The following is a 16,977-nucleotide window of genomic DNA, read 5'->3' on the forward strand; positions in this document are numbered from 1 at the left end:
GGATGTCATCCCCAAGCACCACGCGCCCCGCGCGCCGCTCCCCGTTTGCGAAAGCGCGCCAGGAGGACGGCCCCAGGGCACGGTTCAGCGAGCTGCTCCCCTACCTCTTCGAGCACAAGCGCGTGCTCTGGTTCGTCATCGGGCTCAGCATCCTCGGCTCGGCCGCCTCGCTGGCGCAGCCGCTGCTCGTCAGCCAGGTCATCGGCGTCGTAGAGCAGGGTGGCGCGCTCGACGGTCTCGTCTGGGGGCTCATCGCCCTCGTGGTCCTCTCCGGCATCATCGCCGGGTACCAGCACTACCTGCTCCAGCGCACCGGCGAGGGCGTCGTGCTGTCGAGCAGGCGACGGCTCGTTGCGCGGATGCTGCACCTTCCCATCTCCGAATTCGACACCCGCCGCACTGGTGACCTGGTCTCACGCGTCGGCAGCGACACAACGCTGCTCCGGGCGGTTCTCACGCAGGGTCTCGTCGAAGCTGTCGGCGGCGCCATCACTTTCATCGGCGCCCTCATCGCCATGCTCATCATCGACCCGGTACTGCTCGGGCTGACCTCCCTGGTCATCGCCGTCTCAATCGTCACGGTGACGCTGCTCTCCATGCGGATCCGCGTCGCCAGCCAGCGCGCCCAGGCGAAGGTCGGCGACCTCGCAGCGAGCGTCGAGCGCGCGATCAGCGCCGTCCGTACCGTACGCGCTTCCAATGCCACCACCCGGGAGATCGCGACCATCGACGCCGACGCCACCGGCGCATGGGACGCAGGGATCCAGGTCGCCCGGATCTCCGCCCTCGTCGTTCCGGTCGCAGGCATCGCCATGCAGGTGTCGTTTCTCGTCGTGCTCGGCGTCGGCGGCTTCCGCGTGGCGAGCGGCGCGATCACGATCGCCAGCCTCGTCGCGTTCATCCTCTTCCTGTTCATGATGATCATGCCGCTCGGCCAGGCCTTCGGGGCGATCTCCGCCACGAACCAGGCGCTTGGTGCGCTCGGCCGGATCCAGGAAATCATCAACCTTCCGCTCGAAGATTCAGCGGATGCCGACATCGCCGCATCCGTGTCGACCCCTGGCATCGCGTCCGCCGGCGCCGCAGCGATCGAATTCGACGACGTCGTGTTCGCGTACCCGTCCGGTGCGGTGAAGACGGACACCGACGACGAGGCTCGCAGCGGTTCGGATCTCGATACTGGCGCAAGCGCTCAGTCGCTGAGCCCGCCGAAGCACGATCAGCGGAACACCGCCGGCGAACCCGTTCTCCGCGGGGTGAGCTTCACCGCCGCCCACGGCCAGCGCACGGCGCTCGTCGGACCGTCCGGTGCGGGCAAGTCCACCATCCTCGGCCTGATCGAACGGTTCTACGACCCGGAGGCGGGCGCCATCCGCTTCGGCGGGGTCGACATCCGGACGATGCCCCGCACGACCCTGCGCTCGCAGATCGGTTATGTCGAACAGGATGCCCCGGTGCTCGCCGGCTCGCTTCGCGACAACCTGCTGCTCTCTTCCCCGGACGCGACGGACGAGGAGTGCATCCGGGTGCTCCACGCCGTGAACCTCACCGAGGTGCTCGACCGCAACCCGCAAGGGCTCGACGCCGCTGTGGGAGAGGACGGCATCATGCTTTCCGGCGGCGAGCGTCAGCGGCTGGCGATCGCCCGTGCGCTCCTCGCCGCGCCGCCGATCCTCCTCCTCGACGAGTCGACGTCTTCGCTCGACGGGGTCAACGAGCAAAAGATGCGCCTTGCGATCGACGCCGTCGCCGAGGACAGGACGCTGATCGTGATCGCCCACCGGCTGTCGACCGTCGTCGACAGCGACTCGATCGTGGTGCTCGATCACGGCCGTGTGGTCGGAACGGGCACGCACTCCGAGCTGGTGGCATCCGTGCCGCTGTATCGCGACCTCGCGAAACACCAACTGCTCGTTTAACCGAAACACCGCAAGGTGCCGGGAAGTGCTTCGAGACATCCCGCCAAGGTATCTCGAACCACTTCCGGGCACCTCGCGGTGCGCCAGGCCTCAGGACGTACGCAGCCGGTAACGCAACGACGCGAGTTCCGCGTTCAAGGCCGCAGGAACCTTCTTACCGAACTGGCCGAAGAACTCCTCGGTCAGGTCGGCCTCGGCCAGCCAGGATTCCGGGTCGATCGCGAAGAGCTTCTCGAGGGCGCCCTCGGTGACATCCGTTCCCTCGATGTTCAGGTCGCCTGGAAGCGGGATGCGACCGATCGGCGTGTCCGTCGCAGCGACGCGGCCTTCGGTGCGGCGCACGATCCACTCCAGCACGCGGGAGTTGTCGCCGAATCCGGGCCAGAGGAAGCTGCCGTCGTCGTCCTTGCGGAACCAGTTGACCTGAAAGATTCGCGGCGCACGGTCGAAACGGAGTTTGCCGCCGACCGTGAGCCAGTGGCCCCAGTAGTCGGCCATGTTGTACCCGCAGAACGGGAGCATGGCGAACGGGTCGCGGCGAAGCTCACCGACGGTCCCCTCGGCTGCTGCCGTCTTCTCGCTCGAAATGGTGGCGCCCATGAAGACGCCGTGGCTCCAGTCCGTCGCCTCGACGACGAGGGGCACGTTCGTTGCCCGGCGGCCACCGAACAGGATGGCGTCGAGCGGAACCGCTTCCTCCCAGTCCGCGGCGATCTGCGGGCACTGGGCTGCGGCGACGGTGAACCGGGAGTTCGGGTGGGCGGCCGGTCGACCGGAGTCCGGGGTCCAGTCGTTGCCCTCCCAGTCGATCAGGTGTTCCGGGGCCTTCTCGGTGAGGCCCTCCCACCAGACGTCGCCGTCAGCGCGCAGCGCGACGTTCGTGAAGATGGTGTTGCCCCAGAGGGTTTCCACCGCGGTGACGTTGGTCGTTTCACCGGTGCCCGGTGCGACACCGAAGAACCCGGCCTCGGGGTTGATCGCCCACATACGGCCGTCCTCGCCCGGGCGGAGCCAGACGATGTCGTCACCGAGGGTCTCCACCCTCCAGCCGGGAACCGTCGGCCGGAGCATAGCGAGGTTCGTCTTGCCGCAGGCGGAGGGGAACGCCGCCGCCACGTGGTACTGCTTGCCCTCTGGGGAAATGATCCGCACGAGAAGCATGTGCTCGGCAAGCCAGCCTTCGTCCCGGCCGATCACGCTGGCGATCCGGAGCGCGAAGCACTTCTTCGCCAGGAGTGCGTTCCCGCCGTAGCCGGAACCGTACGACCAGACCTCACGCGCCTCGGGGAACTGGACGATGTACTTGGTGTCGTTGCAGGGCCACACGGCATCCTCGTCGCCGGCGGCGAGTGGAGCGCCGACCGAGTGCACCGCTTTGACCCACGCAGCGCCGTCGGCGATGAGGTCGACGACGGAGTTCGACATGCGCGTCATGATGCCCATGGAGAGAACGGCGTACACGGAGTCGGTGACCTGGACACCGAGCTGCGAAAGAGGCCCTCCGACGCGTCCCATCGAGAACGGAACCACGTACATGGTGCGACCGCGCATGCTCCCGGCGAAGACGCCGTCAAGTTCCTGGCGCATCGAATCCGGCGCCTGCCAGTTGTTCGTGGGGCCGGCATCCTCTTCGTTCTCAGAGCAGATGAAGGTGCGCGCTTCGACCCTGGCGACATCGCTCGGGGCACTGCGGGCAAGGTAGCTGTTGGGGCGCCATTCAGGGTTGAGCTTGATCAGTTTGCCTTCGGTCACCATCTGCTTCGTCAGCAGGTCGCTTTCGCGACGGGACCCGTCGCACCAGACGACCGCGTCGGGCTGGGTGAGGGCTGCGATCGAGTCAACCCAGTCGCGCAGCGCCTGCAGCGGGGCGGATGTCGCGCTCGGGGTCCGTGTGCGACGCGACCCGGCTTCGCCCTGGTCTGGTGCAGCCATGGACGGGGTGCCGACCTCACTGTCGACCCGTGCGTCGACTTCGGTGTCACGGCTGATCTCGGCGATGCTCATTTCCTCTTGGCTCCTCTGTCCTCGCGGCGTAATTCCACGATGACGCATAAACAGGCAGAGATATCGCAATTAATCGTGTTAAAAATGCCCGTTTTTACGATATTGTGAAGGAATGAATCGAACGGGCTCTGATCTTTCGACCCTCGGGCATCGCATCCGTCATTTCCGGACGCAACGCGCACTCACCCTCGATGAGCTCGGCGAACGGGTCGGCCTGGCCGGCAGCCAACTCTCACTCATCGAGAACGGCAAGCGGGAGCCGAAGCTCTCGATCCTTCAGGCGATCGCCGGCGCACTCGACGTCGAGCTGACCGAACTCCTCGCCGCCGAACCGCCGAACCCGCGCGCCGCGCTCGAGATCGAGCTCCGTCAGGCGCAGCAACGACCGCTGTACACCGAACTCGGCCTCCCGGCGGTGAAGCCGAACAAGGGCATGAGCGACGACGCCCTTGCCGCGCTCGTCGGCCTGCACCGTGAACTGCAGCGCAAGGCGACCGAAGCGATCGCCACCCCCGAAGAAGCCCGCCGGGCCAACACCGAACTTCGCGAGTGGATGCGCGAACGCGACAACTACCTTCCAGAGATCGAGGAACTCGCCGAAGCGCGAATCCGTGCCGCAGGGCACGTCCGCGGGGCGGTCACGCACCGCACGGTGAGCATCATGGCGGAGCAGCTGGGCTTCAGCCTGATCTACGTCAACGACCTGCCGCACTCGGCGCGAAGCGTGACCGACCTTGCCAACGGCCGCATTTACCTCCCACCTGCCTCGATCCCCGGGGGCCACGGCCTGCGGTCGATGGCGTTGCAGGCGATGGCACACCGGCTGCTTGAACACTCCCAGCCGACGAGCTACGCCGCCTTCCTCCGCCAGCGCCTTGAGATCAACTACTTCGCCGCCTGCTGCCTGATGCCGCAGGAGGCAGCGGTTGCCTTCCTCCGCCAGGCCAAACGGGACAGGAACCTGGCGGTCGAAGACTTCCGGGATGCCTTCGGCGTCACCCATGAAGCGGCCGCACTCCGGTTCACGAACCTGGCCACCCACCACCTCGACATGCCGCTTCACTTCCTCCGCGTGTCAGAGGACGGGTCGCTTGCGAAGGGCTACGAAAACGACGGCCTGCCCCTGCCCGCCGACGTCACCGGCGGCATCGAGGGGCAACTCGTGTGCCGCAAATGGAGCGCACGCAGCGCATTCGAGCGCACCAACCGCACCACCGAGTTATACCAGTACACCGACACGCCCGCCGGCACGTACTGGTGCGCGACCCAGACGGGCACAACGAGCGCCGGCGAGTTCTCCATCTCCGTCGGGGTGCCGTTCAACGAGGCCAAGTGGTTCCGCGGCAGGGAGACAACGAACCGGGCGGTGTCATCCTGCCCCGATCCGTCCTGCTGCCGGCGCCCGCCGAACGACCTCGCGGAGCGCTGGCTCGGCAAGGCCTGGCCGAGTGCCCGGCTGCACGCCCACGTCCTGTCGCCGCTGCCGAGCGGCACGTTCCCCGGCGTCGACGACAGTGAGGTGTACGACTTCCTCGAACGACACAGCGGCAGCTGACGGCCGTGCAATCGGTCGTGCTCGGCTGCACCCGGGTCGCGCACATCCGCGAGAACATCGACGCGTTCGGTCGTGGCCCGCTTCTCGCCGACGTTTCCGCGGCAGCGGATGCCGTCGGCGTCGAGCTCCGCGGACCGAGGCCGGCATACAACCGGTGACGACGCGCGAGTGTTAGGGTCGCGGCATGACTGAATCCGTCAAGAAAACCCAGGAACCCTCGCATGAGGAGAACCGTCACGACCAGCTGACGAGCGCTCCGGAGTCGACCGAGGCCGACGCTGCCCCGCGGATCGAGGTCAGCGAGGGAGCGAACGGCGCCACCCGCATCGACATCGCCGAGGACGCCCCGGTCCGGCCGAGCGACCCTTCGACTCGGTCGCGGAGCGACCTGCTTGGTTCCTGAGCCTGCCGAAGGGCAGGGACCGTCTCAGACACGCTAACGTTCGTCCGCGTCTAGCGCCCTTCGACTACTAACCCTCTACCCCAGTGCCCACATCGCGACGGCGCTGGCTGCGGCGACGTTGAGCGAGTCGATGCCGTGTTTCATCGGGATCTGCACGACGGTGTCGGATGCCGCGATGGCGGCTGGAGTGAGCCCGGTGCCTTCGGCGCCGAGCACGAGGGCTAGACGGTCGTGGTCGGCGCTGTGCACATCGCGGAGGCTGACGGCATCCGGCGTGAGGGCAAGCGCCGCGACGTGGAAACCGTGGCGGGTCAGCAGCGCCCTGGTGTCGTCCCAGCCGGCGACGCGTGTCCACGGCACCTGGAGCACCGTGCCCATCGAGACGCGGATCGACCGGCGGTAGAACGGGTCGGAGCAACGCGGCGTGACGAGGATGGCATCCGCACCGATCGCACCGGCCGAGCGAAAGATCGCACCGACGTTCGTCGGGTCGGCGACGTCCTCGAGGAGGACGATGCGGCGAGCGCCGGCGAGCAGCTCGTCCGGGTCCGGCAGGGCGGGCCGATGCATCGACGCGATCAGGCCGCGGTGCAGCACGTAGCCGGTTAGCTCCTCGAGGAGTTCCCCCGGTCCGACGAAGACGGGCACATCGGAATCCCCGAGAAGGTCGAGCGCGGCATCCGCCGTGCCGCCGAGGGCCAGAACCGACCGAGGTTTGTGGCCCGCGCGGAGAGCGCGTTCGAAGACGAGGAGCGACTCGGCCAGGTACAAGCCGTGCTCGGTTCCCCGGGCCTTCTTCAGGGCGACGTCGGTGACGTGCGCATAGTCCACGAGACGGGGATCGGACAGGTCTGAAATCTCGAGAACGGGCACTCGGCGAGTTTAGCGAGAGCTCGTGCTACCGATCGGGCCGAAAGGGTGGTTCACGTCGAAGGGAACGGCCCTTTGGGACTCCTCGATCGCGGCAACGACCGCTCGCGCCACCCACGGCATCCGGATAGACTGCCCTCGTCAAACGGCACTGCGGCCGGTGCGCTCGGAAAAGGGGCGTTGAACGATCCTCTCGGGTCGCGAGACATATACGGAGATTCCATCCCGCTATATGACCTCGAAGGATCCCATGACAACCGTAGCCACCCGCATCGCCGACGCTCTCGCTCCCTCTCTTTCGCACGCCTTCGGGGTGATGGGAAACGGAAACGCGCACCTCATCGACGCGCTCCGTGAAACGTCCGTCACCTACATCGCCGTCCGGCACGAGACCGCGGCGGTCGCCGCCGCTGACGGCTTCTACCGCGCCAGCGGCTCACTCGCCCTCGCAACGGCGACCTATGGCGCCGGTTTCACGAACACCATCACCGCACTCGCCGAGGCCGTGCAGGCACACACTCCCCTGGTTCTCCTCGTCGGCGATGCGCCCGAAACCGGACCCCGCCCGTGGGACATCGACCAGCGCAGCCTGGCCGCTTCCGTCGGGGCGAAAACCTTCACCGTCGGAACGTCGGATGCCGGTCGGGTCACCATCGCCGCCATCAGCCACGCGCTCACGCACCGCACCGCTGTGGTGCTCGCCGTGCCTTACGGGCTCGCCATCGCCCCTGCAGATGACGAGGGCATGCTGCGCGCCCCCACCGTTCCGACGGCGGTGGCCCCGCAACAGGCTGCAATCGAGGCGGCAGGCCAGGCCCTTGCCCGAGCCTCCCGGCCCCTGCTGCTCGCCGGGCGCGGAGCCTGGCTGGCGAACGCGGGGAAACCGCTCAGTGACCTCGCCGATGCGCTGGGGGCGATCACCGCGACCACCGCTCTCGGGCGGAACCTGTTCCGGCGGCCGGAGTTCGACCTCGGCGTCGTCGGCGGTTTCGGACAGGACGAAGCCATGGACGTCATCGGCCAGGCCGACGTCGTCCTGGTGATCGGGGCCGGCCTCAACCAGTTCACGACCCGGTTCGGGACCCTGTTCTCGCCGGCGGCAACCGTCATCCGGATCGACGACCGGTCGCAGGGGGAACACCCAGCCGTCACGGTGAGCATCCTCGGTGACGCGCGCCTCGCGACAGAGGCCCTCCTCGCCGATCTCGAGCGGAAACACCACGTCGGCCGGGGCTGGCGCCAGGTGATGGCGGACCCTGCACCGTTTCGCCTGCGGGATGCCGGCGCCCCGCTGTGCGAAGACGGCCGCCTCGACCCGCGCAGCCTCGCCAGCCGCCTCAACCGGATCCTTCCGACGGACCGCGTGACCGTGTCAGACGGCGGGCACTTCCTCGGCTGGTCCAACACCCACTGGGATGTTGCCGCGCCGAACAGGACGATGATGGTCGGCACAGCGTTCCAGTCCATCGGCCTCGGCTTCCCGAGCGCGGTCGGCGCCGCCGCCGCCATGCCGGACTCCACGCTCGTCGTCACGACCGGCGACGGCGGAGGGCTCATGGCCCTGGCCGACCTCGATTCGGTCATCCGCACCGCGAGACGGGGCGTCATCGTGGTCTGGAACGACGCCGCCTACGGTGCCGAAATTCACCTGTACGGGCGAATGGGACTCGACAGGGCTCCGATGCTCATCGAGGAGGCCGACTTCGCGGGGCTCGCCCGATCCCTCGGCGGCCGAGGTGACGTCATCCGTTCACTGGACGACCTGTCGAGCGTCGAGGCCTGGCTGGCGTCCGGCCAGGGCGGCGTATACCTGCTTGACTGCCGGATTTCCACGAGTGTCGTGGCGCCGTTCCAGCGGGAGATCTACGAACACGCCGTGGCGATCTCGGCGTAGAGACCAGCGGATGCCGGGGGCTGCCGCAGGATCGCGCGGCGGAGTAGCGTGCGAACGTGTCTGTAACGGCGGCCAATACCCGAGCCGATCACGCCGAAGGCGTGCGGCGCCTTCTTTCGAGCTATCGGGACCTCCCTCCGACTGAGGCCGTCCGGCTGGCCAAACCCACCTCCAATCTGTTCCGTTCCCGCAGAAAGACCGGCGCGAAGGGCCTGGACACGTCCGGACTGACGAACGTGATCGCGGTCGACCCGGAGGAGCGGACGGCCGACGTCGCCGGCATGTGCACCTACGAAGACCTCGTCGCCGCAACCCTCCCCCACGGGCTGGCACCGCTGGTGGTCCCCCAGCTGAAAACCATCACGCTCGGCGGCGCGGTGACCGGCCTCGGCATCGAATCGTCGTCATTTCGCAACGGCCTGCCGCACGAATCAGTGCTGGACATGGACATCCTCACCGGCACCGGCGAGGTGGTCACCGCATCACCCGGCGAACACACGGACCTGTACCGTGCGTTCCCGAACTCCTACGGGACTCTCGGTTACGCGGTGCGGCTCCGTATCGAGTTGGAGGCTGTTGCGCCGTTCGTGGCACTCCGTCACGTGCGATTCCACTCACTATCCGACCTCGTCGGGACGATGGCCCGGATCATCGAAACGGGCACGCTGGACGGAGTGCGCATCCACTATCTCGACGGCGTGGTGTTCAGCGCCGACGAGAGCTACCTGTGCGTGGGTACCCAGACCTCCACTCCCGGGCCGGTCAGCGATTACACCGGGCAGCAGATCTTTTACCGTTCCCTGCACCATGACGAGGGCGTCTCGGAGGACCGGCTCACCATTGCTGATTACCTGTGGCGGTGGGACACCGACTGGTTCTGGTGCTCCGAAGCCTTCGGCGTGCAGAATCCGCGGATCCGCCGGCTGTGGCCCAGGCGTTACCGGCGCAGCAGCTTCTACTGGACGCTGATGAAACACGAACAACGGCTGCACATCGGCGACCGGATCGAGAAGCTCCACGGCCGTCCGCCGCGCGAGCGAGTCGTGCAGGACATCGAGGTGCCGATCGAGCGGACGGCTCAGTTCCTCCACTGGTTCCTCGCCACCGTCCCGATCCAGCCGATCTGGCTGTGCCCGCTCCGGCTGCGGGACAACGAAGCCTGGCCGCTCTATCCGCTCCAACCGCGCCGGACCTATGTGAACGTCGGCTTCTGGTCGACGGTGCCGGTCGGATCGACCGACGGGCAGACCAACCGGCAGATCGAACGGAAAGTCGCCGAACTCAGCGGGCACAAATCGCTCTACTCCGACTCGTTCTATTCGCGCGAGGACTTCGACCAGCTCTACGGGGGCGAGACCTATCGTGCGGCGAAGGGTCGATACGATCCCGACTCCCGTCTCCTTGACCTCTACGCCAAGGCGGTGCAACGACGATGACGACGTCCAGGGAACGAACGCGGCGAACGACGGCGCCGTCGGAGAAGCTCACGCTTGCAGAGATCCTCGAGATCTTCGCGGGCGGTCGGCTTCCAATGGAATTTCGCGCCTATGACGGCAGCTCCGCCGGGCCACCGGATGCCGCATTCGGGTTGGAATTGAAGACACCGCGGGGGCTGACCTACCTCGCTACAGGGCGAGGCGACCTGGGCCTTGCCCGCGCCTACATCGCCGGTGACCTCGATGTGCACGGGGTGCACCCCGGCGACCCGTATGAGCTCCTCAAGGCACTCGCCGACGACCTGGTATTCACGATGCCGCCGCCACCGGTGATGGTCCAGGTGATCCGTTCCATCGGCCTTGAACACCTGCGGCCGATCGCGCCACCTCCACAGGAAGCACCGCCCCGCTGGCGGCGTGTCGCCGAGGGGATGCGGCACAGCAAGAGCAGGGACGCCGAAGCGATCCATCACCACTACGACGTCTCGAACACGTTCTACGAGTGGGTGCTCGGGCCATCGATGACGTACACCTGCGCGTGCTATCCGCGCCTCGACGCATCGCTTGACGAGGCCCAGGAGAACAAGTACCGGCTGGTGTTCGAGAAGCTCCGGCTGAAGCCGGGCGACCGGCTGCTCGACGTCGGATGCGGATGGGGCGGCATGGTGCGCTACGCAGCACGCCGGGGAATCCGCGCCACAGGGGTGACGCTCTCGACCGAGCAGGCGTCATGGGCGCAACGGGCCATCGCCGCGGAGGGCCTCGACGACCTCGCCGAGGTGCGTTACGGCGACTACCGTGACATTCCCGAGGCAGGCTTCGACGCGGTCTCGTCGATCGGGCTGCTCGAGCACATCGGCGTGCGCAACTATCCGTCGTACTTCCGCTTCCTGCAGTCCCGGTTGCGTCCAGGCGGGCTCTTGCTCAATCACTGCATCACCCGCCCGGACAACCGCTCAGAACCGTCCGCTCGCGGCTTCATCGACCGGTACGTCTTCCCCGACGGTGAGCTCACCGGCTCAGGCCGCATCATCCGGGCGGCGCAGGACGTCGGCCTCGAAGTCCTTCACGAAGAGAACCTGCGACCTCATTACGCGATAACGCTGCGCGACTGGTGCGCCAACCTCGTCGCGCACTGGGACGAAGCGGTGGCCGAGGTGGGGCTCCCGACAGCGAAGGTCTGGGGCCTCTACATGGCGGGGTCGCGACTCGCCTTCGAATCGAACGGCATCCAGCTGCACCAGGTGCTGGCCGTTCGACCGGACTGGAAGGGCAGCACCGGGGACCTGCCCTTACGCCCGTGGTGGACGCCCTAGCTGCGCGCCAGGTAGAGCCGCCCGCGCCCGGTGAAGACCCCCGCCCGACTCGACCGCGCGGGCGATAGGGTGTCGTATACGATCACCGTTGATGAAGGCGCCGTCACCGGCACACCACGGACGGATGATTTCCTCAAGCTGTCAGGAACGAAAGGCGCGCCGCGTGTTAGACGAGTCCACCATCCGGAACATCGCTGACGAACTGTACGAGGCGGAGCAATCCAAGTCAGTGATTCCCCGGATCACGGCCCGCTACCCCGAAATGACGGTCGAGGATTCGTACGCCGTGCAGAACGTCTGGAAGAACCGCGGGCTCGAATCAGGCCGGCGCCTGGTCGGCCGGAAGATCGGCCTGACCTCGCGGGTGATGCAACAGGCCACCGGGATCACCGAGCCCGACTACGGCATCATCTTTGACGACATGGTCTACGAGAACGGCGCCGTCATCCCGTTCGACACGTTCTCGAACGTCCGGATCGAGGTCGAGCTCGCCTTCGTCCTCGGCAAGCCGCTGTCCGGCCCTGGTTGCACCATCTTCGACGTCCTGGCTGCGACGGACTACGTGGTCCCCGCACTCGAGATCCTCGACTCGCGCATCGACATGGAGGGCAGGACCATCGTCGACACCATCTCCGACAACGCCGCGATGGGGGCAATGGTGATGGGCGGCAACCCGGTGAAGACCGGCGACGTCGACCTGCGCTGGGTATCTGCGCTACTGTACCGCAACGAAACCATCGAGGAGTCAGGCGTCGCCGCAGCGGTGCTCAATCACCCGGCGGCCGGCGTGTTCTGGCTCGCCAACAAATTGGCCCAACACGGCACCACACTCGAAGCCGGGGAGATCATCCTCGCTGGTTCGTTCACCCGCCCGATGTGGGTCGAAAAGGGCGACACCGTTCACGCAGACTACGGCCAGCTGGGGAGCATCACATGCCGCTTTTCCTGAATCCAACGTTCCGCGACGTTCTCGCCGACGCCGACCGCGCGCAGATCGGAATGTGGGTGTGCTCGGGAAGCCCGCTGGTCGCCGAGATCTGCGCCGGCTCCGGTCTGGACTGGCTGCTCATCGACGGCGAACACAGCCCGAACTCCCTCGAATCGATCATCGCCCAGCTGCAGGCGGTCGCCGCCTACCCGATCACGCCGCTCGTCCGGGTTCCCTCCGGTGACACCGTGGTGATCAAGCAGTACCTCGACCTCGGCGTTCAGAACCTTCTCGTCCCCATGGTCAATACCGAAGCCGACGCCCTGGCGGTCGCCTCGGCCGTTCGCTATCCGCCGCTGGGCGTACGCGGTGTCGGAAGCGCCCTGGCACGCGCCGCCCGTTGGAACCGGGTCGAAAATTACCTCGGCCGCGCCGACGAGTACGTTTCGCTGTTCGTCCAGATCGAAACGGCGGATGCCGTCGCGAACGCCGCCGCTATCGCATCCGTCGACGGGGTGGACGGCGCCTTCGTCGGCCCATCCGACCTTGCCGCGTCGATGGGGTACCTCGGCCAGCAGGAACACCCGGAGGTGGTCGAGGCCGTTGAACGTGCCATCCGGACGACCTCGGCACTCGGCAAACCGGTCGGGGTGAACGCGTTCGGCACGAAGGTCGCGGAACGCTACCGCGCGGCCGGCGCCACCTTCGTGCTTGTCGGCGCCGATGTCGCGCTCCTCGCCCGCGGCTCGGAGGCGCTCGCTGGCTCGTTCATCCCGACCCAGGATCAGGCCGAGACCTCGGAGCCCCGGGCGAGCTACTAGCGAACGGTATTCCGACCGGGCGAAGCGGTTGCGTTAGCAGAGAGATTGTATATTATTTGAGATACCGCGTATCGTCGATCCGACAGACAAGGAAGTCTATGACTTTTCAGGGCTCACCCATCGCACAGCCCGGCAAGATCGTCGCCGTGCACCTGAGCTACCGTTCGCGAGCTGAGCAGCGCGGCCGGGTGCCGTCGCACCCATCGTATTTCTTCAAGCCGGCGTCGTCGCTCTCATCCTCCGGCGATGAGCTCGAGCGCCCCGCGGGCACGGAACTCCTCGCCTTCGAAGGAGAAGTCGCGCTGATCATTGGCACGCGCGCCCGCCGGGTCACCCCTGAGCAGGGATGGGCGGCGGTCGGCGGCGTCACTGCAGCGAATGACTTCGGCGTCTACGACCTGCGAACCGCCGACAACGGTTCCAACGTGCGTTCGAAGGGCGGCGACGGATTCACCCCGATCGGCCCTATCGTCCTCCCGGCCAACGGGCTCGACCCAGACGCGCTCCGCGTCCGCACCTGGCTCAACGGTGAACTCGTCCAGGACGACACGACAGCCGGCCTGCTCTTTCCCTTCGGCCAGATCATCGCCGACCTCTCCCAACTGATGACGCTGGAGCCAGGCGACGTCATCCTGACCGGAACTCCGGCCGGGTCATCCGTGACAGTGCCAGGCGACACCGTCGAGGTCGAAGTCGACGCCCCTGGCGCACCCGGTTCTCCGTCGACCGGGCGCCTGATCACCACCATCACCGAGGGAACCGAACCATTCGCGGACTTCGGCACGAAACCGAGCGTCGACGACAAACAGCGCGAAGAAGCGTGGGGCAGCGCCGAAGCCGCCGGACTCGGCTCGGAACACCCGTTCGAGCTCACCGCCGAACTCAAAAGCAAGATCAGCTCCGTCGGAACGGCGACCTTGAGCTCACAGCTCCGCAAACGTGGCCTCAACAATGTATCCATCGACGGGCTCAGCTCGACCCGGCCGGATGCGCGGCTCGTCGGACGAGCACGCACCCTCCGCTACATCCCGAACCGGGAAGACCTCTTCGCCTCGCACGGAGGCGGGTACAACGCCCAGAAGCGGGCATTCGACGCCCTCGGCCCCGGTGACGTCCTCGTGATGGAGGCGCGCGGCGAACGAGGCACGGGCACCGTCGGCGACATCCTCGCGCTTCGTGCCCAGGTGCGCGGCGCCGCGGGGATCGTCACCGACGGTGGCGTCCGCGACCTCGCCGCCGTCGCCGCACTCGACATACCCACCTACCACTCCGGTGGGCACCCTGCGGTGCTCGGCCGGCGCCACATCCCGTGGGACGTCGACGTGACCGTCGCGTGCGGTGGAACATCCGTTCAGCCAGGAGATGTCGTCGTCGGGGATGCCGACGGGCTGATCGTGATCCCGCCGTCATTGGTCGAGGAGGTCGTCGCCGACGCCATCGAGCAGGAGCGCGAGGAGACGTTCATCGCCGAGCAGGTCGCCAACGGAGAAGGTGTCGACGGTCTCTACCCGATGAACGCCGCGTGGACCGAGCGCTACCAGGCCTGGCTGGCGGAACAGTCATGACCGCGACAGACACGAACGGCACGCTGAGCAAGTCACAGCAGGCTTACTCCTGGATCCGCGAACGGATCAACTCCGGCGCCTTCGTCCCGGGCTTTCGCCTCGTCCTCGGGTCGATCGCCAAGGAACTCGGGGTCAGCGTCGTGCCGGTGCGCGAAGCCATCCGACGACTCGAAGCGGAGGGACTGGTCACCTTCGAACGCAACGTCGGCGCCCAGGTCGCCATGCTCGACGACAGTGCATACAGTGCGACAATGCAGGCCCTCGGGATCGTGGAGGGCGCAGCCACCATGCTGTCCGCGCCGTTCATCACCGCGGCCGACATCGCCGCCGCCCGGCTCGTGAACGCCCAGATGATCGAATCGCTTGAACATTTCGAACCGCGCCGGTTCACAGAACTCAACCGGGAGTTCCACTCCGTGCTGTTCGAACGCTGCCCGAACGACCAGCTCCTGGATCTCGTTCACCGCGGCTGGAACCAGATGAATGTGCTCCGCGACTCGACCTTCAGTTTCGTCCCCGGCCGTGCGCGCGCATCCGTCGACGAGCACGAACACATTCTGAAGCTCATCGAAGACGGCGCAGACAGCCTCGAGATCGAGATGGCGGCGCGGGCCCACCGCACCCGCACGCTCGATGCGTTCGCGGCGTACCAGGCCGACCGCAAACGTTCCCCCGCCCAGCGATAACAGCAACGGAGCAGCGCATCATGGCCCACTACATTCCCGAGAACCTGCCGAACAGAATCCAGCACTACATCGACGGCGAATTCGTCGACAGCATCTCAGGCTCGACCTTCGACGTGCTCGACCCGGTGTCAAACCAGAACTACGCAACCGCGGCGGCCGGCCAGCAGGAGGACATCGACCGCGCGGTCGCCTCTGCGAAACGCGCGTTCGACTTCGGACCATGGCCACGGATGCTTCCGCGTGCGCGGGCTCGCGTCCTGCACGGGATCGCCGACGCGGTTGAGGCGCAGGACTCCCGCCTCGCCGAACTCGAGACCTTTGACACCGGACTCCCGATCACGCAGGCGCTCGGCCAGGCACAGCGCGCGGCCGAGAACTTCCGCTTCTTCGCCGACCTCATCGTCGCCCAGTCCGATGACACCTACAAGGTGCCCGGTCGCCAGGTGAACTACGTCAACCGCAAGCCCAAGGGCGTGGCCGGGTTGATCACGCCGTGGAACACGCCGTTCATGCTCGAGAGCTGGAAGCTCGCGCCCGCCCTCGCGTCTGGCTGCACCGTCGTGCTGAAACCGGCCGAGTTCACCCCGCTGTCGGCGAGCCTGTGGGCGTCGATCTTCGAGGAAGCAGGGCTTCCGAAGGGTGTCTTCAACCTCGTTCACGGGCTCGGTGAACAAGCCGGGGACGCGCTCGTCAAGCACCCTGACGTCCCGCTGATCTCCTTCACCGGAGAGAGCAGCACCGGCCAGACGATCTTCGCTAACTGCGCGGTGAACCTCAAGGGAATGTCGATGGAGCTCGGCGGCAAGTCACCAGCCATCGTCTTCGCGGACGCCGACCTCGACGCCGCCATCGACTCGACTCTCTTCGGGGTGTTCTCACTGAACGGCGAGCGCTGCACCGCCGGAAGCCGGATCCTCGTGGAACGGCCGATCTACGCCGAGTTCCTCGAGCGCTACGCCGCGCGGGCGAAGAACATCATCGTCGGCGACCCGCACGACGAAAGGACCGAGGTGGGCGCTCTCGTGCACCCCGAGCACTATGACAAGGTGATGAGCTACGTCGAGATCGGCAAGTCCGAAGGCCGGCTCCTCGCCGGCGGTGGCCGCCCCGACCACCTGCCAGACGGCAACTACGTCTCCCCCACCGTCTTCGCAGATGTCGCCGCTGATGCGCGGATCTTCCAGGAGGAGATCTTCGGCCCGGTCGTCGCCATCACCCCGTTCGACACCGATGAGGAAGCTCTCGAGCTGGCCAACGGCGTCCGCTACGGGCTGGCCGCGTACATCTGGACCCAGGACCTCACCCGTGCGCATACCTTCGCCCAGGCGGTCGAGTCGGGGATGGTGTGGCTGAACTCGCACAACGTCCGCGACCTCCGCACACCGTTCGGCGGCGTAAAGGCATCCGGTCTCGGGCATGAGGGGGGCTACCGCTCGATCGACTTCTACACCGACCAGCAGGCCGTGCACATCACCATCGGCGATGTGCACACCGCCCGGTTCGGGGCGACCGCGCCGGACGATGCCGCTCCGGTCGTCACCGCGAACCCGTAGCCGCTCCCCGCCTTTTTTGATCTCTCT

General features: G+C 66.9%; 14 protein-coding genes. 12 read left to right on the top strand and 2 right to left on the bottom strand.

Features of this window, described 5'->3' with window-relative positions; all coding sequences use genetic code 11:
- Positions 1 to 2: 2 nt before the first annotated feature.
- A complete protein-coding gene (locus BM197_RS00165) occupies positions 3 to 1,919 on the top strand; it encodes an ABC transporter ATP-binding protein (protein ID WP_090707796.1) in 1,917 nt (638 codons plus the stop codon).
- A gap of 90 nt (positions 1,920 to 2,009) precedes the next feature.
- Here the strand turns inward: BM197_RS00165 and BM197_RS00170 are convergent, their stop codons facing one another.
- Complete coding sequence (locus BM197_RS00170) at positions 2,010 to 3,923, bottom strand: phosphoenolpyruvate carboxykinase (GTP) (RefSeq protein WP_090707798.1); 1,914 nt, start codon at positions 3,921 to 3,923, stop codon at positions 2,010 to 2,012.
- A gap of 112 nt (positions 3,924 to 4,035) precedes the next feature.
- Here BM197_RS00170 and BM197_RS00175 point away from each other — a divergent pair, with 112 nt between their 5' ends.
- The 3 genes from BM197_RS00175 to BM197_RS00180 are packed head-to-tail and all read left to right on the top strand — an operon-like array spanning position 4,036 to position 5,881.
- On the top strand, positions 4,036 to 5,478 hold the full coding sequence (locus BM197_RS00175; RefSeq protein WP_090707799.1) for a helix-turn-helix transcriptional regulator: 1,443 nt from the start codon (positions 4,036 to 4,038) through the stop codon (positions 5,476 to 5,478).
- Between the two features lie 5 nt (positions 5,479 to 5,483).
- Positions 5,484 to 5,636 (top strand): hypothetical protein, encoded by a 153-nt coding sequence (locus tag BM197_RS16170; protein ID WP_177216660.1) that lies wholly within the window; start codon positions 5,484 to 5,486, stop codon positions 5,634 to 5,636.
- 26 nt (positions 5,637 to 5,662) lie between these two features.
- On the top strand, positions 5,663 to 5,881 hold the full coding sequence (locus tag BM197_RS00180) for a hypothetical protein (protein ID WP_090707801.1): 219 nt from the start codon (positions 5,663 to 5,665) through the stop codon (positions 5,879 to 5,881).
- Between the two features lie 75 nt (positions 5,882 to 5,956).
- Here the strand turns inward: BM197_RS00180 and BM197_RS00185 are convergent, their stop codons facing one another.
- Positions 5,957 to 6,754, bottom strand: a complete 798-nt coding sequence (locus BM197_RS00185; protein WP_090707803.1) for a TrmH family RNA methyltransferase — start codon at positions 6,752 to 6,754, stop codon at positions 5,957 to 5,959.
- Positions 6,755 to 7,001: 247 nt separating this feature from the next.
- Between BM197_RS00185 and BM197_RS00190 the strand changes: the two genes are divergently transcribed.
- The 8 genes from BM197_RS00190 (at position 7,002) to hpaE (ending at position 16,950) form a co-directional block, all read left to right on the top strand.
- On the top strand, positions 7,002 to 8,645 hold the full coding sequence (locus BM197_RS00190) for a thiamine pyrophosphate-binding protein (RefSeq protein WP_090707805.1): 1,644 nt from the start codon (positions 7,002 to 7,004) through the stop codon (positions 8,643 to 8,645).
- A gap of 56 nt (positions 8,646 to 8,701) precedes the next feature.
- A complete protein-coding gene (locus BM197_RS00195; RefSeq protein ID WP_090707806.1) occupies positions 8,702 to 10,081 on the top strand; it encodes an FAD-binding oxidoreductase in 1,380 nt (459 codons plus the stop codon).
- Positions 10,078 to 11,397 carry a class I SAM-dependent methyltransferase gene (locus BM197_RS00200; RefSeq protein ID WP_090707808.1) on the top strand — a complete coding sequence of 440 codons (1,320 nt, stop codon included), beginning with the start codon at positions 10,078 to 10,080 and terminating at the stop codon, positions 11,395 to 11,397. Before BM197_RS00195 ends, BM197_RS00200 begins: the two co-directional genes overlap by 4 nt.
- A gap of 163 nt (positions 11,398 to 11,560) precedes the next feature.
- A complete protein-coding gene (hpaH, locus tag BM197_RS00205) occupies positions 11,561 to 12,346 on the top strand; it encodes a 2-oxo-hept-4-ene-1,7-dioate hydratase (protein WP_090707809.1) in 786 nt (261 codons plus the stop codon).
- Complete coding sequence (locus BM197_RS00210) at positions 12,331 to 13,146, top strand: aldolase/citrate lyase family protein (protein WP_090707811.1); 816 nt, start codon at positions 12,331 to 12,333, stop codon at positions 13,144 to 13,146. Before hpaH ends, BM197_RS00210 begins: the two co-directional genes overlap by 16 nt.
- 98 nt (positions 13,147 to 13,244) lie before the next feature.
- Positions 13,245 to 14,711: a fumarylacetoacetate hydrolase family protein gene (locus BM197_RS00215; RefSeq protein ID WP_090707813.1), complete on the top strand. Its 1,467-nt coding sequence runs from the start codon at positions 13,245 to 13,247 to the stop codon at positions 14,709 to 14,711.
- Positions 14,708 to 15,397: a GntR family transcriptional regulator gene (locus BM197_RS00220; protein WP_090707815.1), complete on the top strand. Its 690-nt coding sequence runs from the start codon at positions 14,708 to 14,710 to the stop codon at positions 15,395 to 15,397. The genes BM197_RS00215 and BM197_RS00220 overlap by 4 nt, the downstream gene beginning before the upstream one ends.
- A gap of 20 nt (positions 15,398 to 15,417) precedes the next feature.
- A complete protein-coding gene (gene hpaE / locus BM197_RS00225; RefSeq protein ID WP_090707817.1) occupies positions 15,418 to 16,950 on the top strand; it encodes a 5-carboxymethyl-2-hydroxymuconate semialdehyde dehydrogenase in 1,533 nt (510 codons plus the stop codon).
- The last annotated feature ends 27 nt before the right edge of the window (positions 16,951 to 16,977 follow it).

The sequence above is a fragment of the Mycetocola miduiensis genome, from assembly GCF_900115155.1.
Lineage (GTDB): Bacteria > Actinomycetota > Actinomycetes > Actinomycetales > Microbacteriaceae > Mycetocola_A > Mycetocola_A miduiensis.